This window comes from Spirillospora sp. NPDC047418, from assembly GCF_040643275.1.
Classification (GTDB): Bacteria; Actinomycetota; Actinomycetes; order Streptosporangiales; family Streptosporangiaceae; genus Spirillospora.
The window spans coordinates 1-24118 of record NZ_JBEYTW010000096.1 but is presented as its reverse complement, the minus strand read 5'-3'; the positions used below and the strand labels follow the sequence as shown (position 1 = coordinate 24118).

The window sequence follows — 24118 nt, the reverse complement described above, 5'->3', positions numbered from 1 at the left end:
AGTGGTCTCTATGTGGATGTCTGCTCCTGCGGGTTGATGCGCAGCCCCGCCGGCTCGATGAACACCCCTTCGGCCTCGACGGTCACGCCGCCGGCGTCGGAGATCGACGCGACCACGAACACCTTGCGCCCCTCTTCGCGGGCGATGCTCGCCTCCAGGCGCAGGGGCCCCAGGGGAGTGCCGCGCCGGTAGCGCATGGTGAGCGTGCCGGTGAAGGTCGTCCGGTGCATCGCGGACGCCGTCACCCCCATGATGTGGTCGAGGAGCATCGCGGAGACCCCGCCGTGCACCAACCCGGGAGGCCCCTCGTAGGCCGCGCCGAGGACCACGTCGGCGTGGCATCCCGACGAGTCGTGCACGACCTCCAGGGGCGGCGCTATCGCGTTCGCCGCGCCCACCACGGCGTTGCCCCAGTTCCAGGCCCGCAACTCGGAGTTGTACCTGACGCCGGCCGGGCCGGGCAGCTGGGAGGCCCGCAGCCGTTCGACGAGTCCGGTGAGGTCGTCGCGGATCCGGTGCACCTCGCCGTCGTCGACGGTCGTGCGGATCGTGGCGTCGACCAGCTCGCGGACGGTCCCGGCCAGCGACGCCAGCACCGCTTCCCGCCGGTCCACCTCGGGGGTGGGCGTGTCGTCGCGGACGAAGCCGCCGGCGCTCACCGCGGACGCTTCGGGAAAGGGACGGCGGCTTGTCATGCGCCGACCGTATACCGGAAGTGGCGGCGCGACCAAGCGTCACATAGACATATCTATGCTCATCAGGGCCGTATGGACCTGCCCGGCGCCCCGCCCGCTCTACAATCGCCCCGTGACCGAGCCCTCGACCGGCCGGGCCGCGGAGCCGGAGGGCGCGGCGGGCCCCGGCACCGCCGGCGCTCCGCTGAACGCGCGGGGCGCCCGGCTCAACCGGCGCGGCCTGGAGACGCGCGCCCGGGTGATCGGGACCGCGATCGACATGCTCGCCGACGACGAGCACGGCGGCGAGGTCAGTGCCAACCTGATCGCCAAACGCGCCGGAGTCACCTGGGGCACGGTCCAGCACCAGTTCGGCGACGTCGACGGGCTCTGGGCCGCGGTCCTCGAAGAACTGGGGAACCGGGGCGACATGCTGCCCTGGAAGGAGATGGACGACGGGTCCGTCGCCGAGCGGATGGGCCGGATCGTCGACGCCCTCTGGTCGGGCCTGGACTCGCCCGCCGGCCGGGCGGTGGCGGCGCTGCGCGGCCTGCTGCCCCGCAACACCGCCGAGTTCACCGAGACCCACCCCCGGACGGCCGAGCAGCTCACCGTCTGGGACCGCCGGTGGCGGCGCGCCTACGCGCGGGCCTTCCGCGGGCTCGTCGTCGACGCCTACCGCCTGGAGCGCGTGCGCCACCTCCTCCCGGCCGCCGTCCACGGCCTGTATCTGGAGCAGCGCCTGAGCACCTGGACCGACATCGACGAGGCCCGCGCCGTCCTGGCCGAATCGATCGCCGGCTACCTCGAATCGCCGCCCTGAGGGCGCGGGACAGCCCTTCGAACGCCTCCGGCGCCGCCGGGCTTCGAGGACTGTCGGTGGCCTCGCGTTTAATCGAAGGGTGGACGTCGACAAGCGCATCGCGGAGCTGACCGCCGAGGTCAGGCGGCTGAACGACCTGTACTACGGCACCGGCGACAGCCCGCTGCCGGACGCGGACTACGACGCGTTGAAGGACGAGCTGGCGGCGCTCGTGGCCGAGCATCCCGAGCTGGAGCCGGCCGACAGCCCGCTCGGCAGGGTCAACGCGCCGGCCGAGCTCACCGGGCCGACCGTGCGCCACGCGCGCCCGATGCTGTCGCTCGCGAAGGCGACGAGCGAGGAGCAGATCCGCGCGTTCTGCGAGCGCTTCGGCGGCCAGGTCTTCCGCGTGTCGGAGAAGCTCGACGGGCTCTCGCTCAGCGCCGTCTACACCGGCGGGACGCTCGACTACGTCGCCACGCGCGGCACCGGCGCGGTCGGTGAGCTGGTGACCGGGAAGGTGCGCCACGTGATCCCCGGCATACCGGCCCGGATCGAGGAGCCGGGGCGCGTCGAGGTCCGCGGTGAGGCCGTGATGCTGCGGTCGGTGTGGGCGGCCTACAACGAGGCGCACCCCGACCGGACGCTGACCAACCCGCGCTCGGGCGCCGCCGGGACGCTGGTGCTGAAGGACCCCGAGGCCGCCGCGGAGGCCGGGCGGCTGCTGCGGTTCTTCGCGTTCGGCGCCGACCGCGACGGTGCCGCCGCGGACCTCCCGGCGGGTTTCGAGCCGGTCGCCCAGTACGTGTGCGCGGGCGCCGCCGAGGTGGTGGACGCCATCCACGAGATCGGCGACCGCCGCGACGGGCTCGACTACGACATCGACGGCGCGGTCGTCCGGCTGCACGAACCGGTGGCGTTCGACGCGGCGGGCTTCAACAGCGCCGAGCCGCGCGGGGCGATCGCGTTCAAGTACCCGCCGGAGGAGAGGCTGACGACGCTGCTGTCGGTCGAGTGGCCGGTCGGCAAGATCGGCCGCGTCCCGCCGCGCGCGAAGGTCGCGCCGGTGTTCGTCGGCGGCGTGACGGTGGAGAACGTCACCCTGCACAACCCGCGGCTGATCCGCGAGCGCGACCTGCGGATCGGCGACACGGTGGCGGTCGTGCGGCGCGGCGACGTGATCCCGTTCGCGGGCCGCTCGCTGCCGGAGGAGCGCGACGGGAGCGAGACCGAGATCGTCCCGCCGGTCGACTGCCCGTCCTGCGGCGCGGAGCTGGAGGTCCGCGGCACCGGGGAGGAGCGCTGGTGCGTGAACCTGCAGTGCCCGGCCCAGGCGACGCGCCGGCTCATGCACTGGGCCTCGCGCCAGGCGGCCGACATGGAGGGCGTCGGCGACACCTGGATCGAGAAGCTCGCCGAGGACGGCGTGCTCAAGCGCCGCAGCGACTTCTACGACCTGACGGCCGGGCAGCTGCTCGGCTACGAGCGGATGGGCGAGGTCAGCGCGGGGAACATGGTCGACTCGATCGCGTCGTCCACCGGTATCGGGCTGCGCCGCGCGCTGATCGGGCTGGCGATCCCGATGGCGTCCGAGGGCACGGCCAAGCGCCTGTGCCTGGCCGGCTACGAGCGCATCGAGGACGTCGCGGCGGCGACCGCCGAGGACCTGGTGGCGATCCGCGACATCGGGCCGAAGGCCGCCGAGAGCATCGTGGCGTTCTTCGCCCGCCCCGACGTGCGGGAGGAGATCGCGGCGCTGCGCGAGCGCGGCGTGGTCCTCGACGTGCTCGCCGAGGACCGGCCGGTCGACGCGGCGGCCGCGGGCGACTCCCCGCTCAAGGGCGCGTCGGTCGTGATCACCGGCGCCTTCACCGACCCGCGCTCCGGCGCGAAGATCAGCCGCCCGGACGTCACCCGCCTGGTCGAGCGGGCGGCCGCGACGGCGACCTCCTCGGTCTCGGCCGCTACCGACTACCTGCTCGCCGGCGACAACGTCGGCGCCGCCAAGACCACCAAGGCCGAGAAGCTGGGAGTCACGGTCGTCGCACAGGACCAGCTGTGGCGCTGGCTGGCCGAGGCCGACGTCATCTGAACGCCAGGCATATCGCCCTCCTCCACCTCGGGTCCGCAGCGCGACGATCGGGGGCGCGGACGTCCGGTGTCGTAGACTCGGCATCGCCGAGGGCATTTCGAGCGCAGGTCACGTTACCCGCGCCGTCACCGGCGATAGACGAACCGGTCCGCACGGACCGAGAATGGGGCCCGCATCATGGCCCGCGATACGACGCAGCTCGCTCCCTCACCCACCGCGACCACCCCGCGCGGACTCCCGGCACCGCGCCCACCGCGGCTGCGCCTGGCCCCGGGCGGGACGGGACGCGGGGTCATGGACGGCGGCTGGTGGCCTCGATCCCGCGACGCCGGCGCCGAGCTCACCGAACTGCTGACCGCTCTGGCGGCCGCGGGGGAGACACCGGAACAGGCCACCCGCGTGGCCATCGACTTCGACGACTGGGACGGCGTCCCGCTGCGCATCACCGTCCTGGGACACGAGGTCAGGGTGGCCTGGCTGGGCCACCTCGACCACATGGTCGCGATCGCGCGCGGCGGCGCCGACCCGCTGCTGCTCCTCGTCGTCCCGCCCGGGGCCGCGCCGCCCGCCGCGGAGGCCGCCCTGGCCAGGTCCGTCATCGTGAGCGGCGACGTGATGCCGCAGGAGATCCTTGCGTCCTGCGACATCTCCACCGTCCGCGCCTGAACCGCGTCCGGTGCGCGAGGGCCGTCCGCGTCTCGGCGCCGGGCGGGCTAGCCGTTCTCCGGCAGGTGGTCCTCGGCCCATTGGGAGATCTGGTGCAGGGCGGGGATCAGTGCTTCGCCGCGTTCGGTGAGGGCATAGGAGACCGCGATGGGCGGGCCCTCCGCCACCGTCCTGTCGATGAGGCCGGCCCCGCACAGGTCGGACAGGCGCGCGGACAGGACGGAGTCGGAGATCCCGCCGATCGCGCGGGACAGTTCGCGGAAGCCGGCCGGGCCCCGGCTCAGCGACCCCAGGACGACGGCGTTCCAGCGCTTGCCGAGGAAGCCGAAGGCGCGGGCCAGCGCCGCGTCGCTCCGGGCGCAGTCCGCCGGGACGCGGCCGGCGGGGTTCCGTGCTCGTGCCATGCCTCCATGCTAGCTCTCGCGAGGTCGCTCGGAATTTAGAAGCGGCTCGTAGGGTTGGTGCGGACGACACGCTGCTGATCGAGGAGGATCACGACATGTCCGACTACGGGCACGAGCTGGAGTTCGGGGCCTTCATCACGCCGTCCAACGCGGATCCGGAGCGGGTGGTGGGGCTGGTGCGGGCCGCCGAGGACGCCGGGCTCGACCTGGCCACCTTCCAGGACCACCCCTACCAGTCGCGCTTCCTGGACACCTGGACCCTGATGTCCTACGCGGCGGGCCGGACCGAGCGCATCCGCCTGTCGGGCAATGTGGTGAACCTGCCGCTGCGGCCGCCGGCGGTGCTGGCGAGGGCCGCGGCGAGCCTGGACCTGCTGTCCGGCGGCCGGTTCGAGCTGGGCCTCGGCGCGGGCGGCTTCTGGGACGCCATCGAGGCCATGGGCGGGCGCCGGCTCGCGCCGGGGCAGGCCGTCGAGGCGCTGAGCGAGGCGATCGACATCATCCGCGGCATCTGGGACGCGGGCGACCGGACGCGGTTCAAGGTCGACGGCGCCTACTACCAGGTGGACGGCGCCAAGCGCGGTCCGGCCCCGGCGCACGACATCGGCATCTGGCTCGGCGCCTACAAGCCGAGGATGCTGCGGCTGACCGGTGGGAAGGCCGACGGCTGGCTGCCGTCCCTGTCCTACCTCCCCGGCCTGGACGAGGTCGCGAAGAGCAACGCGATCATCGACGGGGCGGCGCGGGAGGCGGGCCGCGACCCGGCGGAGATCCGGCGCCTGCTGAACGTCGGCCGGATGGACGCCGACGACGGCCGGTGGGCCGGGCAGCTGGCGGAGCTGGCCCTCCGGTACGGGTTCGGCACCTTCATCCTGGCCGGCGACGACCCCGCGGAGATTCAGGTCTTCGGCCGGAAGGTGGCCCCGGCGGTCCGCGAGCTCGTCGCCGCCGGGCGCGCGTCGGCCGCCCGGGGATAGGACGGACCGCGGCCGCCGCCCGACGCCGATCGGCTCGGGCCGGATCCGGGCGCCGTTGCGCAGGGTAGGTAGAACGTGTTCTACTTTGCTCTGGAACGTTGACTGGACAGTTGTCCAACCCCTGGTGTGCGCGGAGGAGCCCGTGGTCCGAGCCGATTACGTCGTCGTGGGCGCGGGCAGCGCCGGGTGCGCGGTGGCGCGCCGACTCGCCGAGAGCGGCGCGAGCGTCGCGGTGCTGGAGGCCGGCGGCCGGGACACCGCCCGCGGGGTGCGGAACCTGCTGGAGATCCCCGGCGCGGTCGCGGTGCTGATGTCGACGCCGCAGCTGAAGAAGCTCGTGGACTGGGGCTTCAAGTCGGTGCCGCAGACCGCCGCCTGGGGGCGGGTGATCCCGCAGGTCCGCGGCAAGGTGCTGGGCGGGTCCAGCTCGGTGAACGGCATGCTGTTCGTGCGCGGCAACCGGCAGAACTTCGACGACTGGGCCGCCGACGGCGCGACCGGATGGTCCTACGACGACGTCCTGCCGGCCTTCAAGCGGCTCGAGGACTGGGAGGACGGCGCCGGTGACCTGCGCGGCGCCGGCGGCCCCGTCAAGGTGCGCCGCCAGAAGGGCCTGACCGACGCGGCCCGCGCCTTCATCGACGCCGCGACCGACCGGCTCTCGGTCCCGTTCCTCGACGACTACAACGGCCCCGCGCAGGAGGGCGTCGGCGTCTTCCAGCTCAGCGCCGACCGCGGCGTCCGCTACTCCGCCGCCCGCGCCTACCTGCGCACCGACCCGCCCGACAACCTCCTCGTCCTGACCGGCGCCGCGGCGACCCGGATCGTGGTGAGCGGCGGCCGGGCCACCGGCGTCGAGGTCGTCGGCGCCGACGGCGACACGCAGGTCATCGCCGCCGACCGGGAGGTCATCGTCTCCGCCGGCGTGTTCGGCTCGCCGAAGCTGCTGCAGCTGTCGGGGATCGGCCCGGCCGACCACCTGCGGCGGCACGGCATCGAGGTGGTCAGCGACCTGCCGGTGGGCGACAACCTGCACGACCACCTGTTCGTGCCGGTGTCCTTCCAGATGGACTCCGCGCTGCGGCGCCCGACCCCCGCGTACTTCATGCGCGGGCTCGCCCAGGCGCGGCTGCGCCGTTCCGGCTGGGCGAGCGGCTCGCAGTTCGAGGCCACCGGGTTCGTCCGCACCTCCCAGGCCGGGGCGATCCCCGACCTGCAGCTGCACGCGCTCTACTGGGTCTACCCGTTCCCCAACCAGGACGGCGACAAGGCGGTCCGCCCGCCGACGACCAAGCCCGGCCTCAGCGTGTTCCCGACACTGATCTACCCCGAGAGCCGGGGCACGGTCCGGATCGCCGGGCCCGACCCGGCGCTCCCGCCGCTGATCGACCCCGCCTACCTGACGGCGGACAAGGACGCCGAGGTGCTGATGGAGGGCATCTCGCTCGTCCGGCGGGTGATGGCGGGAACCGGCGACAACAAGGGCGAGATCCGTCCCGGCCCCGACTACGCCGACGCCGCCGAACTGCGCCGGATCCTGCCCAACATCGTGCACTCGGTCTACCACCCGGTCGGCACCTGCCGGATCGGGACGGACGAGCGCGCCGTCGTCGACCCGGAGCTGCGGGTCCTCGGCGTCGACGGCCTGCGGGTCGCCGACGCGTCGGTCATGCCGTCGGTCACCGGCGGCAACACCAACGCGCCCTCGATCATGATCGGCGAGCGCTGCGCGGGCTTCGTGCTCGGGACGGAGGGACGGCGGTGACGGGGGAAACCAGGATCCTGCGGGTCGAGGACGTCGACCGCGTCCGGACGCTCACGCTCGACCGGCCCGCCGCGCTCAACGCCTTCAACGAGGCCCTCTACGACGCGCTCACCGAGGCGCTGCTAGAGGCGGCCGAGGACCCGGCGGTGGCCGTGGTGCTGCTGACCGGCAGCGGCCGCGCGTTCAGCGCCGGCACCGACCTGGTGGAGATGGCCGAACGCGTCGCCGACCCGGACTTCAAGCCCGGGAAGCACGGATTCATCGGCCTCATCGACACGCTGGCGGAGTTCGACAAACCGCTCGTCCTGGCGATCAACGGGCTGGGCCTCGGCATCGGGCTGACCGTGATCGGGTTCGCCGACCTCGTCCTGATGTCGGAGGACGCGCGGCTCAAGACGCCGTTCACCAGCCTGGGCGTCGCGCCGGAGGCCGCGTCGAGCTACCTGCTGCCGCGCCTGGTCGGCCGCCAGAACGCCGCCTGGATCCTGCTGTCCGCCGAGTGGATCTCCGCGGCCGAGGCCAAGGAGATGGGGCTCGTCTGGCGGGTCTGCGAGCCCGCCGCCCTGCTGGACGAGGCGCGAGCGGCCGCGGTCACGCTGGCCAGGCGTCCGATCTCCAGCCTGCGGGAGGTCAAGCGCGACATGACCGCGCCGCTCCGCGAGGAGATCCGGCGGGCCCGGGAGCGGGAGAACGCCGGCTTCGCCCGGCTCATGGGCGGCCCCGCCAACGCCGAGGCGCTGGCGGCGTTCGCCGAGGGGCGCGACCCCGACTTCACCTCCCTGCCGCCGGGCTGGTAGCGCGCGGTCACGCCCCGCGTCCGTGCTCCGGGTCGATCCTGACCAGCGCGTCCGCGGGTCCGCCGGAACCGGCCGGGTACTCCCGCAGCGGCACGAGGCCGCCGGCCCAGGCGGACATGACGGGCGCGAGGACCCGCCACGCCTCCTCGGCCTCGTCGCCCCGGATCGACAGGGCGGCGTTGCCGTGCAGGACGTCCAGCAGCAGCCGGCCGTAGGCGGGCAGGTCGGGCGCCTCCATCTGCGCGGTCATGGTGAGCGGGGTCAGGGTCCGCGCGCCGGAGCCGATGCCGGTGAGCGAAAGGGTCATGTCCTCCGGGGCGAGCCCGAACCGCAGCACGTTGGGCAGGGCCTCCCCGCTGTGGCCGAAGGGCAGGTGGGGGACGGGCCGGAAGCGCACGGCGACCTCCTTGCGGTCGTCCTTGAGGGCCTTGCCGCTGCGGAGCCGGAAGGCGGTACCGGACCAGCGCCAGCTCTCCAGGCGCAGTTCCACCTCGGCGAAGGTCTCGGTGCTGCCGCGCGGGTCCACGCCGTCCTCGTCGATGTAGGCGGGCACCGGGCGGCCGCCGGTCCGCCCGGCGAGATAGCGGGCCCGGCGGGTCTGGCGCAGGACGTCCTCCTCGGTGAGGGGCCGCACCGAGCGCAGCACGTCGATCTTCCGGTCGCGCAGGTCGCGCTCGCCGAGGCTGAGCGGCGGCTCCATCGCCACCAGGCACAGCACCTGGAACAGGTGGTTCTGCACCATGTCCTTGAGCGCGCCGACGCCGTCGTAGTAGCCCGCCCTGCCCTCCAGGGCCAGCGACTCGTCCCAGACGATCTCTATCTCGGCGATGTGCGCGCTGTTCCAGATCGGCTCCAGCACGCGGTTGGCGAGGCGGCTGCCGAGCAGGTTCTGGACGGTGGTCATGGCCAGGAAGTGGTCGACGCGGAACACCGCCTCCTCGGGGACGACCTCGGCCAGCAGCCGGTTCAGCTCCCGCGCGCTGTCCAGGTCCTCGCCGAAGGGCTTCTCCAGGACGATCCGGCTGCCCGGCGGCAGGCCCGCGCCGCCCAGCGCGGTGATGCCGCCGGGGAACACCGCCGGAGGGAGGGCGAGGTAGAGCGCCACCGGCCCGTCACCGCCGATGAGTGCGGCCAGGTCGGCGGGGTCGGTGGCGTCGGCCTGCCGGTACCGGGCGGTGCCGGCGACCCAGGCCCGCGCGTCGGCGGGCGCGGAGCCGGCGTGCCGGTCGAGCTGCCCGGCCGTCCAGCGGTGGAACTCCTCGTCGCTCCAGCCCTTCCGGTCGGCGCAGACCAGCTGGAACCCGTCGGGGAGGTGCCCGGCCGCGCGCAGGGCGGCCAGCCCCGGCAGCAGGTAGCGGGCGTTGAGGTCGCCGGTGGCGCCGAAGACGACGAGCCGATTGATCATCCTGTCCCTCTCTCCTTCGCCCGGGCGAGGGTGACGCCGCTGGCGATGACGCCGATGTGGCTGAACGCCTGCGGGAAGTTGCCCATGAACGTGCCCGTCGACGGGTCGATCTGCTCGGGCAGCAGCCCGAGCGGGCTCGCCCGTGCGCACAGCGAGTCGTACAGGTCCTCGGCCTCCCCGACCCGGCCCTGCAGCGCGAGGTTGTCGACGAGCCAGAAGCTGCACAGCAGGAAGGCGCCCTCGTCGCCGGGCAGGCCGTCGGGCGACCGGTCGTGCAGGTAGCGGTAGAGCAGGCCGCCGCCGGCGGACAGGCGCTCGGCGACGGCCGCGGTGGTGGCGGTCATCCGCGGGTGCTCGGCCGGGACGACCTTCCGCAGCGGGAGCGCGAGCAGGCTGGCGTCCAGGCTGCCTCCGCCGTCGAGGTGCTCGCTCAGGCACTGCGCGTCCTCGTCCCAGGACTGCTCCAGGACGAGCCGGCGCAGCTCCTCGGCCTTGGCGCGCCACGTGCCGACCGGTCCGGGCAGGCCGAGCCGCTCGCCGATGTCCGCGGCCCGGTCCAGGGCCACCTGGCACATCGCGGTCGAGTAGGTGAAGACCCGGCCCTCGCAGCGCACCTCCCAGATGCCCTGGTCGGGCTGCCGCCACGCGCTCGCCGCGGTCTCGGCCAGCTCCGCCAGCCTCGACCACAGCGCGGGCTGCAGGTCGCCCCCGGAGCGCAGCCACTGGTCGGCGCAGTCCAGGACCTCGCCGTAGATGTCGTGCTGGCGCTGGTCGGCGGCGCCGTTGCCCCACCGCACGGGGGCGGAGCGCCGGTAGCCCTCCAGGCCGCCGTCCTCGGTCTCCTCGGGGACCGGGTCGCCGCCGAGCATGTACATGATCCGCGGCTGCGGGCCGCTCTCGAAGGCGTCCAGGACCCAGCCGAGGAAGGCGTCCGCCTCGCTGGCGAACCCGACACGGCGCAGCGCGAACACGGTGAAGGCGGCGTCCCGGATCCAGGCGTAGCGGTAGTCCCAGTTCCGCACACCGCCGATCGGCGCGGGCAGCGAGGAGGTGGGCGCCGCCACCAGCGACCCGTTGACCCAGTCGTCGCAGAGCTTCAGCGTGATCGCGGCGCGCCGGACCAGCGGTCCCTGCCGGCCGCCGTAGTCGAAGGTCCGCATCCAGCGGCGCCACGCGCCGGCGGTGTCCCGCAGCACCGCCTCGGGCTCGAACCGGTGATGGCGGTGGACCCGGCCCCAGGACAGCGTCAGCTCGAGACGGTCGCCCCGCCGCAGCTCGTGCACGGCGTCGAGGCCGGTCAGCGGGCGGTTGGAGCGCAGGTGCAGTTGCAGGTCCGGCCGCCGGGACGCCCACACCTCCAGGCCGCTGGCCAGGCTCCTGGACCGCGCGCCACCGCGCGGCCGCAGCTCCGCCCGCAGGCGGACGGTCCCGTCCAGGACGACGGCGGACCGCACCAGCTCGCCCCGGCTCGCGCCCGCGTCATCGGACAGGTCCGCGTCGGCGCGCAGCGCCAGCGCATCGGTGATCTTGAGGAGCCCGGCCGGGCCGCGCACCTCGGTCACCAGCACGGCGGTGTCGGGCTCGTAGTACTGGCGCGCCTCGCGCGCATCCTCGACCGTCAGGGCGAAATGCCCGCCGTGCTCGCTGTCCAGCAGGCCGCACAGCAGCGGGTCGTCGTCGAAGCGGGGCAGGCACAGCCACGGGATGGAGCCGTCCAGGCCGACCAGCGCGGCCGTCGCACCGTCCCCGATCAGGCCCAGGTCCTCCAGCGGCGGATAGCCCTCCGCCCGCCGCACCGGCCGGAACGGCGGATCCGGGTCGAGCATGACGACCTCCTCTTCCGGTGAACGGGGCTCAGTCCTGGGGAGGCCGGCGGGTCGAGCCGGCCATCACGTCGTTGACCGGGGAGCGTGCCGGCCGCCCGCTCAGGACCCGGACGGCCTCCTCGGCGGCGATCCTGCGCACCGTCCCGACGGCCTCCTCGGAGTAGTAGGCGGCGTGGGGTGTGACGATCGAGCCGGGCAGCTTCAGGAGGGGGTTGCGCGGGCGCCAGTCGCGTTGCTTCGCGGGCTCCTCTTCGAGGTCGTCCAGTGCCGCGCCGGCGATCCACCCCTCGGCGAGCGCATGGTAGAGCGCCGCGTCCTCCACGATGGGCCCGCGCGCGGTGTTGACGAGGATCGCGGTCGGCTTCATCCGGCGGAGCGTCGCGCGGTCGAAGGTGTGGTGCGTCTGCGGTGTGAGCGGCGACTGGACGACCAGGTAGTCGGCGCCTTCCACGAGGTCGTCGAAGGGCACCGGTCGGACGTCGCGGGCCCGCATCTCCGCCTCGTCCAGGAACGGGTCGTGCGCCCAGACCTCGACGCCGAACGCCTGCGCGCGCTCGGCGATGAGGCGTGCGATGGCGCCGAAGGACAGCAGCCCCAGCACCCGTCCCCGCAGCCGCCGGATCGGCTGCCCTGTCCGCCAGTGCCATTCGCCCTGCCGCGTCGCCCGGTCGTACCGGCAGATCCCGCGGGCGGCGGCGAGCCAGAGCGCAACGGCGTGGTCGGCGACCTCGTCCGCGCACCACTCGTTCGGCGCGTTCGTGACCTGGATCCCCCGCCGGGTAGCGGCCTCGACGTCGACGATGTCCACGCCCGTGCCGTAGCGGGCGATCACCCGGCACCGGGTGAACGCGTCGATGGCGCGGGCGCCGATCCGCGCGTACTGGTTCAGGACGCCGTCGACGTCCCGGCCCCTCTCGATCACCTCGTCCTCGGTCTTGCACTGCGCGGCGATGAGCCGGAACCCGGCGCCCTCGATGATGTCGCGTTCGATGTCGACGTCGCCGAAGTCGTAGTCGGCGATCAGGATCGTGCCGTTGCGGTCAGTGCGAGTCACGGGGAATCCCCTTGGTGTGGACGAGGTCCTGGTAGGGCACGGCGAGTTCCAGGCAGCCTCCGCTGTCCAGCTGCCCGACCGTGGAGCGGTGGATCTCCTGCCACGGTGTCTGGTTCTCCAGCTCCGGCGGTGTGTGCCGGGCCCATCGCGCGGCGATCTCCTCGCCGGGCAGGAGGACGTCGACGCGCGCGTTGTCCAGGTCGATACGGATCCGGTCGCCGGTGCGCAGGACGGCGAGGTTGCCGCCGGCCGCGGCTTCGGGGCTGGCGTTGAGGATGGAGGGGGCGTCCGAGGTGCCGCTCTGCCGCCCGTCCCCGAGCGTCGGGACCGCGGTGACGCCCCGCTGGACCAGTCCGGTGGGCAGCTCCATGTTGACGACCTCGGCGGAACCCGGGTAGCCGATCGGCCCGGTGTAGCGGATGACGAGGAGGCAGTGCTCGTCGATCTCCAGTTCCGGGTCCTCGATGCGGGCGTGGTAGTCCTCCGGCCCCTCGAAGACGACGGCGCGAAGCTCGAACACCTGCGGCCGGCCGGGGCCGGGCAGGTAGCGCGCCCGGAAGTCCTCGGTGATGACCGACGTCTTCATGACCGCGGAGTCGAACAGGTTCCCGGTCATCACGAGGAGCCCGCCCCGCGCGGACACCGGGTCGTCGTAGGGCCGGATGACCACCGGGTCGACGGGCGGGGCGTCGTCCAGGTTCTCGGCGACCGTGCGTCCGGAGACTGTGACGGCGTCGCCGTGCAGGCGCCCCGCCGTCAGCAGCGACCGCATGACGGCGGGGACGCCGCCGGCGCGGTAGAAGTCCTCGCCGAGGAACTCCCCGGCGGGGGCCGTGTTCGCCAGGACCGGGATGTCGGCTCCGACCCGCTGCCAGTCCCGGTTGGACAGGTCGACCCCCACATGACGGGCAATGGCGTTGATGTGGACGGGCACGTTGGTGGACGCGGCGATGGCCGACGCCACCACGATCGCGTTCTCGAAGGCGTCCAGCGTCATGACCTTGCGCGGGGTGAGTTCCTCCCGGACCAGGGCCACCGCCCGGCGGCCGGTCTCGTAGGCCATCTGCGCCCGCTCGCGGTAGGGGGCCGGGATCGCGGCGCAGCCGGGCAGGGACATGCCCAGCGCCTCGGCCAGGCTGTTCATCGACAGCGCGGTGCCCATCGTGTTGCAGTGCCCGATGCTGGGCGCGGACGCGCACACGCGCGATATGTACTCGTCGTAGTCGATCTCCCCGCTGGCCAGGAGCCGCTTCGACCGCCAGATCACGAGGCCCGAACCCGTCCGCATGCCCTGGTGGTAGCCGTTGAGCATCGGCCCGCCGGACAGGACGATCGCCGGGAGGTTCACCGTCGCCGCCGCGGTCAGGCACGCGGGCGTGGTCTTGTCGCATCCCGTGGTCAGGACCATCCCGTCGAGCGGGTAGCCGTAGAGCACCTCGACGAGGCCGAGGTAGGCGAGGTTGCGGTCCAGCGCCGCGGTGGGGCGCTTGCCGGTCTCCTGCAGGGGATGGACGGGGAACTCCAGCGGGATGCCGCCGCCGTCGCGGATCCCGTCCCTGACCCGGTCGGCGAGGGCGACCTGGTGCCGGTTGCACGGAACCAGGTCGTTGCCCGTTTGGGCGATACCGATGATCGGCCGCCCCGACTGGAGTTCGGCGGCGGTGAGACCGAAATTGAGGAAGCGCTCAAGGTACAGCGCCGTCATCTCCGGCTTGTCCGTGTTGTCCCACCATGCCTGGCTGCGCAGCCTCCCCGCGGGTTCCTTCGTCGGGGCATGGGCGCTCTCTACCCAGCGCTCACCCTCGATATCGACCCGACGTGCGGAAATAACGGTAAAGGTCGGGCCTGGTCGGCTTTGTCGGCTCATTGATCAACTTTAATGGTATTGATTGCCTCGCCTTTTGGTTTCACTTGATGAAGCTCCCCAGGGACGCGGCTGCGTCCTGCAGGGCGGGGGCCAGGGCGACCAGCTCCTCGCGGGGGACGAGGAAGGTGACCGTGGAAATGCTGACGCCGCCGGCGACGGCACCGGTCCGGTCGAAGACGGGCGCTCCTATGCACCGGATGGTCTTTTCGTTCTCCTCGTCGTCGATGGCGTATCCCCGTGCCCGGATCTGCGCGAGTTCCGCGGCCAGCCGCTCGGAATCGGTGATCGTCGCCGGGGTCATCGCGGGCATGCCGGCGCTCGCGAGGACCGAGGCCAGTTCGTCCTCCGGCAGATGGGCGAGGACGCACTTGCCGATCGCCGTGCAGTGCAGCGGCAGGCGCATGCCGACACGCGAGGCCATCCGGTACGGCTGGTCGGCCTCCACCTTGTGGACGTACACGGCGTGGTCGCCGCTGCGCAGCGCGAGGTGGACGGTCTGCCGGACGTCCCCGGAGAGCCTGCCGAGGACGTCGCCGATGCCCGCCGCGCCGGCGGCCTTGACCACCTCGGCGAGGGCCAGCATGCGGGTGCCCGCGCGGTAGCTCCCGTCGCCCTCGCTGGCGGTGAAGCCGAGGTCGGTGAGCGTGGCGAGGATGCGGTGCACGCTCGCCTTGGGGACGCCGGAGTCGGCGCAGATGTCGGCCAGCCGGCGCGGCCCGGGGCCGGCGACGGCGGCCTCCAGGACGCTGAGCGCCTTGGTCACCGCGTTGCCCGCCGACGATGCTCGGCCGCCGCGACGTGCGGGTTCGGTCGGAAGATCACCCATTGACAGTCCGTCCTCCTTCGTCTTAGTGTCCGCGTATTCCATCACGCAAGACTGCATTCTATGTAGTGGAACGAGCAAGGAGCGAGGCGTTGGGGAATCTGCTGATCGGCGGAGGTGTCCTTCCCGTCCACAACCCCGGCACCGGCGCCGTCCTGGGCGAGATGGCGGTCGCGACCGAGGCCGCGGCGCGCGCGGCGGTGCGGGCGGCGCAGGACGCCCGGGAGGCGATGGCCGCCGCCCCCGCGCACGAGCGGGCCCGGCTGCTGACCGCGGTCGCCGACGGCATCGCGGCGCGGGCCGGGGAACTGGCCCGGGGACTGGCGGCGGAGAACGGCAAGCCGATCCGGCAGACCCGCGAGGAGGTCGCGGCCGCGATCCGCATCTTCCGGGGGTTCGCGGGGGAGGCGACCCGGATCTTCGGCAGGCAGATCCCGCTGGACGCCGTGCCCGGCCTGGAGAACCACCTGGCGGTGACCGTCCGGGAGCCGATCGGGGTGGTCGCGGCGATCGTCCCGTTCAACTACCCGGTCGAGCTGTGGGCGCACAAGGCCGCGGCGGCGCTGGCGGCGGGCAACGCGGTGGTCGTGAAGCCGCCGGAGAAGTGCCCGCTCACGCTGATCGAGATCGGCGGGATCGTCGCCGCCGCCGGGTTCCCGGAGGCGGCGCACCAGATCGTGCCGGGCGGGCCGGAGCTGGCGCGGTTCCTCGCGTCCGCCGAGGGCGTGCAGATGATCAGCCTGACCGGCAGCACCGCGGCGGGCCGGGCGATGGCCGAACTGGCTGCGGGCACGCTCAAGCGGACGCACCTGGAACTCGGCGGCAACGACGCGCTCATCGTGTGCGCGGACGCCGATCTGGAACGTGCCGCCGAGGCCGTCGTGCTCGGCCGGCTGGCCCGCGGCAACGGGCAGATCTGCTGCGCGGTCAAGCGCGTCTACGTCGAGGACGGCGTGTACGGCGCGTTCGCGGAGGCGCTGGAGGCGCAGGCCCGCGAGCTGGTCGTCGGCGACCAGCTGGAGGAGGCCACCGACGTCGGCCCGCTGATCACCGAGCAGGCCGCCGCCGCCGTGGACGAGGCCGTCCAGGCCGCCGTCGGGGGCGGTGCCCGCCTCGCGGTCGGCGGGAGGCGGGACGGGGCGTTCGTGCCGCCGGCCGTCCTGGTGGACGTCGCGCCGGACGAGGAGGCGGTGGCCGAGGAGATCTTCGGCCCGGTCGCGCCGCTGCTGCGGGTGCCCGGCGCCCTGGAGGCGGTGGAACTCGCCAACCGGTCCCCGTACGGGCTGCAGGCGGCGATCTTCACCCGCGACATCGGGCGCGCGTTCGCCGCGGCCCGCCGGCTCCAGGTCGGCGGGGTCGTGATCAACGGCTCCACGGCGCTGCGCGCGGAGAACCTCCCCTTCGGCGGCGTGAAGCTGACCGGCGGGGCGCGAGAGGGACTGCACGACACCCTCCTGGAGATGACCGAGCAGAAGACCATCATCCTCATGGACGGCCTGGCATGAGGCTGGAACTGCGCGGTGTCCGCAAGGGGTACGGCGGCGTCGAGGTGCTGCACGGCGTGGACCTGACCGCCGAGGGCGGGCAGGTGCTCGCCATCGCCGGGGCCAACGGCGCGGGCAAGTCCACCCTGATCAAGGTGCTGGCGGGCGCCGCTCCGCTGGACGGCGGGCAGATCGTGCTCGACGGCGAGCCGCTGCGCCTGCACGGCCCGGAGGACGCCCACGCCCTCGGGTTCCGGACCGTCTACCAGGAGCTCAGCCTCGTCCCGCAGATGACGGTGACGGAGAACGTGCTGCTCGGGGCGATGCCGACCAGGCGCGGCCTCATCGACTGGCCGGCGGCGCACGCGCGGGTGCGGGCGCTGCTGGCCGAGATCGGCTTCGCCGAGATCGACCCGCGCGTCCGCGCCGGGAGGCTGTCGGTCGCGCGCCAGCAGATGGTGGAGATCGCGAAGGCGCTGGCGGGCGACCCCCGGATGCTGGTGCTGGACGAGCCGTCCGCCGTGCTCGCCGGCACCGACCTCGACCGGCTCTTCGACCTGGTCCGCAGGCTGCGCGAGCGCGGCACCGCGGTCCTGTACGTCTCGCACCGGCTGGCCGAGGTGATGGAGATCGCCGACCGGATCACCGTGATCAAGGACGGCCGGGTCGTGGACACGCTCACCCCGGCCCGCACCAGCGAGGACGAGATCATCGCGCTGATGGCCGGGCGGCGGCTGGAGCAGATCTACCCGGACCGGGCGCCCGACCCCGGCGCGCCGCTGCTCAGCGTCCGCGGGCTGTGTCGCGACGGGGTGTTCGAGGACGTGTCGTTCGACCTGGCCGCCGGCGAGATCGTCGGCATGTTCGGCCTGGTCGGCAGCGGCCGCAGCGAGGTGGCGCAGTGCCTGTTCGGCGCCGACCGGCCGACGGCGGGGACGGTGGAGGTGGCCGGCGCCGCCGCGCGGTTCCGCACGCCGGGCGACGCGATCGCCGCCGGCGTCGCGCTGGTCACCGAGGACCGCAAGCACACCGGGCTTGTCCTCGACATGAGCGTCACCGACAACACGACGTTCGCGACGATGCCCCGGATCTCGCGGGCCGGGCTGCTCGACACCGGGCGGCGGGCCGCGACCGTGGCGGACATGATCGAGCGGCTGGGCATCCATCCGCCCCGCCCGCAGATGCCGGTCCGCCACCTCAGCGGCGGCAACCAGCAGAAGGTCGTGCTGGCCAAGTGGCTGCTGACGCGACCGCGGGTGCTGATCCTGGACGAGCCGACCCGCGGGGTCGACATGGCCACCAGGGTCGACATCTACCGGATGATCGACGAACTGACCAGGGAGGGGGTGGCGATCCTGCTGATCTCCTCGGACCTCACCGAGGTGCTCGGCGCCACCGACCGGGTGCTGGTGATGCGCGGCGGCCGGCTGGTCGCCGAAGTGGGCTCGGCCGACACGACGGAGGACGAGGTCCTCGCGCACTCGGTGGGGGTCGCGGCATGACCGAGCAGGAGTCGGCCCAGAAGCCGGCCGAGAAATCGGCCGGGAAGGCGGCCGGGAAGGCGGCCGGGAAGGCGGCCGGGAAGGCGGCGGCCGCCGGCGGCCCGCCGGGCCGGGCCCTCGCGCTCGCGGGCCGGGCGAACGTCCCCTCGCCGGCGAGTCTCGCCCTCATCGGCGCCGCGGTGCTGATCGTGGCCGTCGCGGGCGTCACCAACGAGTCGTTCCTCACCGAGGGGAACATCACCAACCTGCTGCGGCAGATGGTCACGACCGGGCTGCTCAGCCTCGGCATGCTCCTGGTGATCCTCACCGGCGGCATCGACCTGTCGGTCGGGTCGCTGGTGGCGCTGACGGGGATCATGTCGGCCGGGCTGGTCGAGGGGATGCCGCTGCCGCTGGCGATCCTCGCGGCGATCATCGTCGGGACGCTGTGCGGGACGGTCAACGGCGTGCTCATCGCGCGGTTCTCGCTGGCGCCGTTCGTGGTCACGCTCGCGTCCATGACCACCTTCCGCGGCCTCACCTACGTCTACTCCCGCACCCCGATCACCCCGGCCACCCCGGACTTCCTGACGCTCGGCTCGCAGAACATCGGCGCCGTGCCGATGGCGGCGGTCATCACGCTGGTGCTGTTCGCGATGGGCTGGGTCCTGGTCAACCGGACCGCGGCGGGACGGGCGCTGCTCGGCATCGGCGGCAACCGGGAGGCGGTGCGGCTCGCGGGCGTGAAGGTGCAGCGGCACCTCGTCCTCGCCTACGCCCTGTCCGGGCTGTGCGCGGGCGTCGCGGGCGTCATCCTCGCCTCCCGCGTCGGCATCGCGCAGCCGAGCGTCGGCCAGGGCTTCGAACTGGACGCCATCGCCGCCTGCGTGATCGGCGGCGCCAGCCTCGCCGGCGGCCGCGGCACCGTCGGCGGGACGCTCGCCGGCGTCGTCCTGCTCGGCCTCATCGACAACCTGCTCAGCCTCTACGACGTGCAGAGCTACTGGCAGCAGGTGCTCAAGGGAGTGATCATCGCGGTCGCGATCCTCGCCCGCCGCGGCGAGCGGCAGAGCACCTAGCCGGCGGCCGGGCCATGCCCGGGACCGCCGCTCCCGCCCACCGCACCCGGCCCCCCGCCGCACTGTCCGGCGCCGCGCGCGGCGCCCCACCCCCGCAGAAGGAATGAACCATGAAGAAGATCGCCGGCAGCCTGCTCGCGGGCGCGCTCGCCCTGTCCTTCACCGCATGCGGCGACTCCGACGACGGCGGCGGCGCCGCGAAGGAGTCGCTGACGATCGGCGTCGCGAACTTCAGCCTCCAGGCGCCGTACTTCATCGCCATGTCCAAGGCCATCGAGAGCGAGGCCGGGACCTACGGCAACATCAAGGTGATCACCACCGACGCGCAGGGCGACGCGGCCAAGCTGACCACCAACGTGAGCGACCTGCTCACCCAGAAGGTGGACGGCGTCATCATCTCCGGCGGCCCGCTGAACGCCGCGCCGGCCGCGATGAACGCGATCAAGCAGAAGGACGTCCCGTCCGTGCTGGTGGACCGCAAGTTCTCCGGCGGCCAGTACACGAGCTGGATCGGCCCGAACAACACCCAGATCGGGCAGGGCGACGGGAAGTACATCGCCGACCGGCTGAAGGGCAGCGGCACCCTGGTCGTCATCAAGGGCGGCCCGGCCGACAACACCATCGGCCTGGACCGCACCAACGGCCTGCTCGGCGTCATCAAGCAGTCGCCGGGGATCAAGGTCGTCACCGCCCCCGACTTCGGCGAGTGGAGCTCCGACGGCGGCCTGAAGGCGATGGAGAACGTCCTCGCCAAGAACAAGGAGATCGACGCGGTCTTCTGCGAGAACGACTCGATGTGCCTGGGCGCGCAGAAGGCCATCTCCGACGCGGACCGCACCGGCGAGATGTTCCTGGTCGGCGCGGACGGGCAGAAGGAGGCCCTCGCGGCGATCAAGAGCGGCTCCAACTACGCCGCGACCGCCGTCAACAACGCCGACACCATCGGGCGGACCGGGCTGAACCGGATGCTGGCGATCCTCGCGGGCGCCAAGCCGGCGAAGGACACCCCGCTGGAGGCCCCGCTGGTGACCAAGGACAACGTCGACAAGTACAGCGACCCGAAGAGCATCTTCTGAGCCGCCGTCCCGTCGCATCGATATCGGGGAGCGAGGAAGCCGGATTGACCCATGACAACACCGGTCCGCGGGACCGCGGCCGGACCCCGGTCCTGGTCGCCGTCGGCGAGGGACTCCTGGAGGTCGGCGTGCGCGGTGACCTGCCCGCCGAGTACCTCGGCCGCGGCTTCGGCGGCGACGTCGCCAACGTGGCCGTCATGGCGGCGCGGATGGGGGCCGGGACCCGGCTGCTCACCCGCCTCGGCGCGGACGCCCCGGGCCGGTTGCTGATGGAGTTCTGGCGGCGCTCGCACGTGGACGTCGGGCGGGTCGCGGTCGACCCGTCCGCCCCGACCGGGGTGTACGTCAACGCGGTGCGGCAGGGCGGGCACACCTTCGACTACTACCGGTCCGGCTCGGCGGCGACCCGGCTGAGCGCGGACGACATCGACGGGCGGCTGCTGGAGGACGCCGGCGTCCTGCACGTGAGCGGGATATCGCTGGCGATCTCCGGCAGCGCGGCCGGCGCCGCCGAGCGCGCGGCGGAGCTGGCCCGCGAGCGGGGCGTCGCGGTGACGTTCTGCGTCAACCACCGGCCCATGCTGCGCCCCGATCCCGGCCGCGACCTCGCCTTCGCCCGCGCGTCCGACACGGTGATCATGTCGAGCGAGGACGCCCGCGCCGTCTTCGGCACCGACCGGCTGGAGCGGATCCGCGCCGGACTGGGCGCGGGCCCGCGCGAGATCGTGCTGACCGACGGCTCCGCCGGAGCGGCGGTGGAGGTCGGCGGCGAGGTCCACCGGGTCGCCGCGCCGCCGGTCGCGGTCGTCGACACCGCGGGCGCGGGCGACGCGCTGGCCGGCGCCTACCTGGCCGGGCGGCTGGCCGGCGCCACTCCGCCGCAGGCCCTCGAACCGGCCGTGGTCGCCGCGGCGCTGTCGTGCCGCCGCCCCGGATGCGCCCGGTCCTACCCGAGCGCCGAGGAGGTCGAGCGGGCGCGGGCCGCCGCGCTGTCACCGACCACCGAAGCGCACAACTGACCCCGCGAACACCTGCCCACCCCCAGGCAAAGGAGTCTCCTCGCCGGCAGCGGCCGGCACAGCGACACCGGGGCCCGGTATGCACCACCGGGCCCCGGGCCAGGCCCCCTCATCACCGAGAGGACATCATGAACCCTCAGCTTAACCGGACCCGTCCGCGCGGCGCCGCGCTCGTCGTCGCGCTGGCGCTCGCCGCGGCGGGCGGAACCGTCGTGGCGCTGCCGCAGCCGGCGCTGGCGCAGGCGCCGCAGCACGCGAAGCCGTCGCTGCGCGTCACGAAGGTCACCGCCCACGACGACAAGTCGTTCGACATCACCTTCAACAAGCCGCTCGGCTCGGACATCCTGCAGTTCACCGCCGCCAACCACACCTACGCGGGCCAGTACATCAAGGTCGGCGGCGGCGTCGCCGGCGCCTCGGACGCGGCCCTGGACGGCCGTGCCCTGTCGCAGGTCCCGGGCACCACCGTCCGGCCGGTGGACGACCGGGACCACAAGACGCTGCGCGTGGTGCTGGGCGACGGCGTCCGGCTGGAGAAGCGCGCCTACGACGTCTGGTTCGACGGCGGCGGCGACTCGCTCGCCGACCTGTTCTTCCGGGCCGCGGACGGCGGCGTCCTGCCCGGGGAGTCGACGAAGCGGAAGCGGCTCGGCGGCACCGCCGCGGACGCCGCGCAGGCGGCGATCTCGCAGGCGCGCAGGGTCGACTCCCGGACCGTCGACGTCACGTTCGCCGACACCGTCTGGTCCGGGATGCCGGTCGGCGCCTACAGCGGTTCCGACATCACGGTGGCGAGCGGCGGCGCGTCCGCGCACCCGGTCTACGTCGAGCACCTCGCCGGCACCGAGCAGCGCGGCTACCGGCTGTACTTCGGCGCCGACCTGGACGAGGGCGCGTCCCACCGGCTCACGCTCGGCGCGAAGCTGAAGCTCACCACCAGCGCCGGGACGGCGGCCGGGGACGTCGGCGCGGACGTCGCGCGCGGCGGCGGCGCGTACCAGGCCCCGCGGATCGCCGGCGCCGAGGTCAACGCGTCCGGGGACAAGATCGAAGTGAGGTTCAGCCACCGGATCGCGAAGGCCGGAGACCTCGCGGTCAAGGAGACCAGGACCGGCGTCAGCGGCACCAACGTCACCGTCGCCCAGGTCCGGAACCTGCTCACGTTCAGCGGGCTGCGGACCAGGACGGGCAAGGACGTCGCCGCCGCCCTGCGCGACGACGCGGCGTACTTCCCCGACGCGTCCACCCTGGTGGTCAAGCTGGACAGCGGCGACACCCTGCGGCCCGGCTCGCGCGGCGGGGTGGCGCTGACCGGGGGAGCGCTGACCGACGTCACCGGCGCGGCCAGCACCAGCACCGCGACGGTGCCCGTCCGGGTGCCGCACAAGCTGCGCGCCCCCGGCACCGGCTTCGACCCGAAGGGGCCCGACTACCTGAAGGTCGACACCCACGCCACGACGGTCTTCCAGCGGTACGACTACAAGCTCAGCGACGACGGAGTCTCCGTCCGGCCCGAGGGCGTCGGCAACAAGGTCGTCGGGCAGACGATCAAGACCATCGAAGTGGAGAACAAGTACGTCAAGGCGACGTTCGCGCCCGGCTACGGCGGCCGGCTGCTGTCGATGATCTACAAGCCGACCGGGCACGACCTCTTCTACACGAACCCGGTCGGCACCCAGTACGGCTTCTCCAACCGGCCGCCCGGGACGCCGGGCGACTCGCCGTTCTACAAGAACTGGCTGATGGTCTACGGCGGCGTGTTCCCGACGCTGACCGAGGCCGAGCACGGCAAGTACTGGAACGTCCCCTGGGACTACAAGGTCGAGAGGAAGAACGGCGAGTTCGCGGTCACCATGACCAAGACCGACGACGCCGACTACGCCTACAAGCCGTCCAAGTACGTGTACGGCCCCACCGGCATCAAGACGTCGGTGACCTACTCCCTGGACGCGCGGTCGCCGAACGTCAACATGTCCGTCAGCCTCCACAACCCGGGATCGGAGGACAAGAAGTTCGAGTACTGGACCTGCACGACGCTCGCGCCGGGCGCCCCGACGACCTCGGGCTCCCCGACGATGTCGGTGGTGTCGCCGGTCAAGAAGATCGCCCCCGAGCCCTGGTACCCGTGGATGTTCGAGGCGGAGGAGTCCGCCGGCTCGGGCATGCTCAAGCTCGACAACCTCAAGCAGATGTCGAACTGGACCCGGGACGGCATCGCCTACGGCCAGGACCTCGCCACCATGAAGCAGGGCAACTGGTGGGGCGTGGTCAACCATGAGAACAACGAGGGCGTCGTCCGCGTCGGCGACAACACCAAGACCCCCGGCATGAAGTTCTGGGAGTGGGGCCAGAACAACTCCTTCGACACCAACCCCTTCAGCAAGGGCAATTCCGCGCGCCCCTACATCGAGTTGTGGGCGGGCGTGTCCGGGAAGTTCTTCAGCCCGGCCGTCCTCAAGGCCGGCCAGACGATGTCGTGGACGGAGACCTATCTGCCCACGATGGACCTCGGGGACGTGGACAACGCCAACGCCAACGGTGCCGCCGACGTCAACGTCGACGCGTCCGGCACCGTCACCGCGCGGCTGTTCTCCACCGCCATCGGGCAGCGGCTGAACGCCGCCCTCGTGGACGCCTCCACCGGCCGGACGCTCGACCGGACCGGCTTCACGGGCACGGCCGACACGGCCGTGAAGCTCGCCGGCAAGGTCGCACCGGGATCGCAGGCCCGCCTGGTGCTCACCGACGCCCACGGCAGGACGCTGCTGACCGCCGAATCCGGCACCTGACCGGCCGGGCCGCCTGCCGCGCCACCCGCGGCAGGCGG

General features: G+C 73.1%; 19 protein-coding genes. 12 read left to right on the top strand and 7 right to left on the bottom strand.

Annotated features, from left to right (window positions below; genetic code table 11):
* Positions 1-8 precede the first annotated feature (8 nt).
* Complete coding sequence (locus ABZ806_RS37090) at positions 9-695, bottom strand: PaaI family thioesterase (RefSeq protein WP_500222905.1); 687 nt, start codon at positions 693-695, stop codon at positions 9-11.
* 112 nt (positions 696-807) lie between these two features.
* Between ABZ806_RS37090 and ABZ806_RS37085 the strand changes: the two genes are divergently transcribed.
* The 3 genes from ABZ806_RS37085 to ABZ806_RS37075 all read left to right on the top strand — a co-directional run bounded on the left by ABZ806_RS37085 (position 808) and on the right by ABZ806_RS37075 (position 4234).
* The gene (locus ABZ806_RS37085; RefSeq protein WP_500222903.1) at positions 808-1497 is read left to right on the top strand and encodes a TetR/AcrR family transcriptional regulator; all 690 of its coding nucleotides are present in this window, start codon (positions 808-810) and stop codon (positions 1495-1497) included.
* Between the two features lie 79 nt (positions 1498-1576).
* The gene (gene ligA / locus ABZ806_RS37080) at positions 1577-3568 is read left to right on the top strand and encodes an NAD-dependent DNA ligase LigA (RefSeq protein WP_500222901.1); all 1992 of its coding nucleotides are present in this window, start codon (positions 1577-1579) and stop codon (positions 3566-3568) included.
* Between the two features lie 177 nt (positions 3569-3745).
* Entirely contained in the window at positions 3746-4234 is a 489-nt protein-coding gene (locus ABZ806_RS37075; protein WP_500222899.1) for a DUF5994 family protein, read from the top strand.
* Positions 4235-4281: 47 nt separating this feature from the next.
* Here the strand turns inward: ABZ806_RS37075 and ABZ806_RS37070 are convergent, their stop codons facing one another.
* Positions 4282-4638, bottom strand: coding sequence for a winged helix-turn-helix transcriptional regulator (locus tag ABZ806_RS37070; protein ID WP_500222897.1), 357 nt, complete (start codon positions 4636-4638; stop codon positions 4282-4284).
* Positions 4639-4733: 95 nt separating this feature from the next.
* Between ABZ806_RS37070 and ABZ806_RS37065 the strand changes: the two genes are divergently transcribed.
* The 3 genes from ABZ806_RS37065 to ABZ806_RS37055 all read left to right on the top strand — a co-directional run bounded on the left by ABZ806_RS37065 (position 4734) and on the right by ABZ806_RS37055 (position 8177).
* Positions 4734-5615: an LLM class flavin-dependent oxidoreductase gene (locus tag ABZ806_RS37065; RefSeq protein WP_500222894.1), complete on the top strand. Its 882-nt coding sequence runs from the start codon at positions 4734-4736 to the stop codon at positions 5613-5615.
* A gap of 142 nt (positions 5616-5757) precedes the next feature.
* Complete coding sequence (locus ABZ806_RS37060) at positions 5758-7380, top strand: GMC family oxidoreductase (protein ID WP_500222892.1); 1623 nt, start codon at positions 5758-5760, stop codon at positions 7378-7380.
* A complete protein-coding gene (locus ABZ806_RS37055) occupies positions 7377-8177 on the top strand; it encodes an enoyl-CoA hydratase/isomerase family protein (protein WP_500222889.1) in 801 nt (266 codons plus the stop codon). The genes ABZ806_RS37060 and ABZ806_RS37055 overlap by 4 nt, the downstream gene beginning before the upstream one ends.
* Positions 8178-8184: 7 nt before the next feature.
* On the opposite strand, the gene ABZ806_RS37050 is transcribed toward ABZ806_RS37055, so the two are convergent.
* From ABZ806_RS37050 to ABZ806_RS37030, 5 genes are all read right to left on the bottom strand, one after another.
* Positions 8185-9582 carry a glucose-6-phosphate dehydrogenase gene (locus ABZ806_RS37050; protein ID WP_500222887.1) on the bottom strand — a complete coding sequence of 466 codons (1398 nt, stop codon included), beginning with the start codon at positions 9580-9582 and terminating at the stop codon, positions 8185-8187.
* The gene (locus ABZ806_RS37045; RefSeq protein WP_500222885.1) at positions 9579-11408 is read right to left on the bottom strand and encodes a glycoside hydrolase family 15 protein; all 1830 of its coding nucleotides are present in this window, start codon (positions 11406-11408) and stop codon (positions 9579-9581) included. Before ABZ806_RS37045 ends, ABZ806_RS37050 begins: the two co-directional genes overlap by 4 nt.
* A 28-nt stretch (positions 11409-11436) precedes the next feature.
* Positions 11437-12462 carry a C-terminal binding protein gene (locus ABZ806_RS37040; protein WP_500222883.1) on the bottom strand — a complete coding sequence of 342 codons (1026 nt, stop codon included), beginning with the start codon at positions 12460-12462 and terminating at the stop codon, positions 11437-11439.
* On the bottom strand, positions 12449-14167 hold the full coding sequence (locus ABZ806_RS37035) for an IlvD/Edd family dehydratase (RefSeq protein ID WP_500222881.1): 1719 nt from the start codon (positions 14165-14167) through the stop codon (positions 12449-12451). Before ABZ806_RS37035 ends, ABZ806_RS37040 begins: the two co-directional genes overlap by 14 nt.
* A gap of 202 nt (positions 14168-14369) precedes the next feature.
* A complete protein-coding gene (locus tag ABZ806_RS37030) occupies positions 14370-15155 on the bottom strand; it encodes an IclR family transcriptional regulator (protein ID WP_500222878.1) in 786 nt (261 codons plus the stop codon).
* Positions 15156-15244: 89 nt separating this feature from the next.
* On the opposite strand from ABZ806_RS37030, the gene ABZ806_RS37025 reads away from it, so the two are divergent.
* From ABZ806_RS37025 to ABZ806_RS37000, 6 genes are all read left to right on the top strand, one after another.
* The gene (locus ABZ806_RS37025; protein ID WP_500222876.1) at positions 15245-16657 is read left to right on the top strand and encodes an aldehyde dehydrogenase family protein; all 1413 of its coding nucleotides are present in this window, start codon (positions 15245-15247) and stop codon (positions 16655-16657) included.
* Positions 16654-18138, top strand: coding sequence for a sugar ABC transporter ATP-binding protein (locus tag ABZ806_RS37020; protein ID WP_500222874.1), 1485 nt, complete (start codon positions 16654-16656; stop codon positions 18136-18138). Before ABZ806_RS37025 ends, ABZ806_RS37020 begins: the two co-directional genes overlap by 4 nt.
* Positions 18135-19196, top strand: coding sequence for an ABC transporter permease (locus ABZ806_RS37015; protein WP_500222872.1), 1062 nt, complete (start codon positions 18135-18137; stop codon positions 19194-19196). Before ABZ806_RS37020 ends, ABZ806_RS37015 begins: the two co-directional genes overlap by 4 nt.
* A gap of 110 nt (positions 19197-19306) precedes the next feature.
* Positions 19307-20272, top strand: a complete 966-nt coding sequence (locus tag ABZ806_RS37010; protein ID WP_500222870.1) for a substrate-binding domain-containing protein — start codon at positions 19307-19309, stop codon at positions 20270-20272.
* 44 nt (positions 20273-20316) lie between these two features.
* A complete protein-coding gene (locus ABZ806_RS37005) occupies positions 20317-21291 on the top strand; it encodes a sugar kinase (protein ID WP_500222868.1) in 975 nt (324 codons plus the stop codon).
* Positions 21292-21419: 128 nt separating this feature from the next.
* A complete protein-coding gene (locus ABZ806_RS37000) occupies positions 21420-24080 on the top strand; it encodes a DUF5107 domain-containing protein (RefSeq protein WP_500222866.1) in 2661 nt (886 codons plus the stop codon).
* Positions 24081-24118 lie beyond the last annotated feature (38 nt).

What these genes read in the sequence shown, in the direction of transcription:
- ABZ806_RS37070 (WP_500222897.1), bottom strand. Translation starts at nt 4,638, where the DNA reads ATGGCACGAGCACGGAACCCCGCCGGCCGCGTCCCGGCGGACTGCGCC.
- ABZ806_RS37035 (WP_500222881.1), bottom strand. Translation starts at nt 14,167, where the DNA reads ATGACGGCGCTGTACCTTGAGCGCTTCCTCAATTTCGGTCTCACCGCC.
- ABZ806_RS37020 (WP_500222874.1), top strand. Translation starts at nt 16,654, where the DNA reads ATGAGGCTGGAACTGCGCGGTGTCCGCAAGGGGTACGGCGGCGTCGAG.
- ABZ806_RS37050 (WP_500222887.1), bottom strand. Translation starts at nt 9,582, where the DNA reads ATGATCAATCGGCTCGTCGTCTTCGGCGCCACCGGCGACCTCAACGCC.
- ABZ806_RS37045 (WP_500222885.1), bottom strand. Translation starts at nt 11,408, where the DNA reads ATGCTCGACCCGGATCCGCCGTTCCGGCCGGTGCGGCGGGCGGAGGGC.
- ABZ806_RS37090 (WP_500222905.1), bottom strand. Translation starts at nt 695, where the DNA reads ATGACAAGCCGCCGTCCCTTTCCCGAAGCGTCCGCGGTGAGCGCCGGC.
- ABZ806_RS37010 (WP_500222870.1), top strand. Translation starts at nt 19,307, where the DNA reads ATGAAGAAGATCGCCGGCAGCCTGCTCGCGGGCGCGCTCGCCCTGTCC.
- ABZ806_RS37075 (WP_500222899.1), top strand. Translation starts at nt 3,746, where the DNA reads ATGGCCCGCGATACGACGCAGCTCGCTCCCTCACCCACCGCGACCACC.
- ABZ806_RS37000 (WP_500222866.1), top strand. Translation starts at nt 21,420, where the DNA reads ATGAACCCTCAGCTTAACCGGACCCGTCCGCGCGGCGCCGCGCTCGTC.
- ABZ806_RS37015 (WP_500222872.1), top strand. Translation starts at nt 18,135, where the DNA reads ATGACCGAGCAGGAGTCGGCCCAGAAGCCGGCCGAGAAATCGGCCGGG.
- ABZ806_RS37030 (WP_500222878.1), bottom strand. Translation starts at nt 15,155, where the DNA reads ATGGGTGATCTTCCGACCGAACCCGCACGTCGCGGCGGCCGAGCATCG.
- ABZ806_RS37065 (WP_500222894.1), top strand. Translation starts at nt 4,734, where the DNA reads ATGTCCGACTACGGGCACGAGCTGGAGTTCGGGGCCTTCATCACGCCG.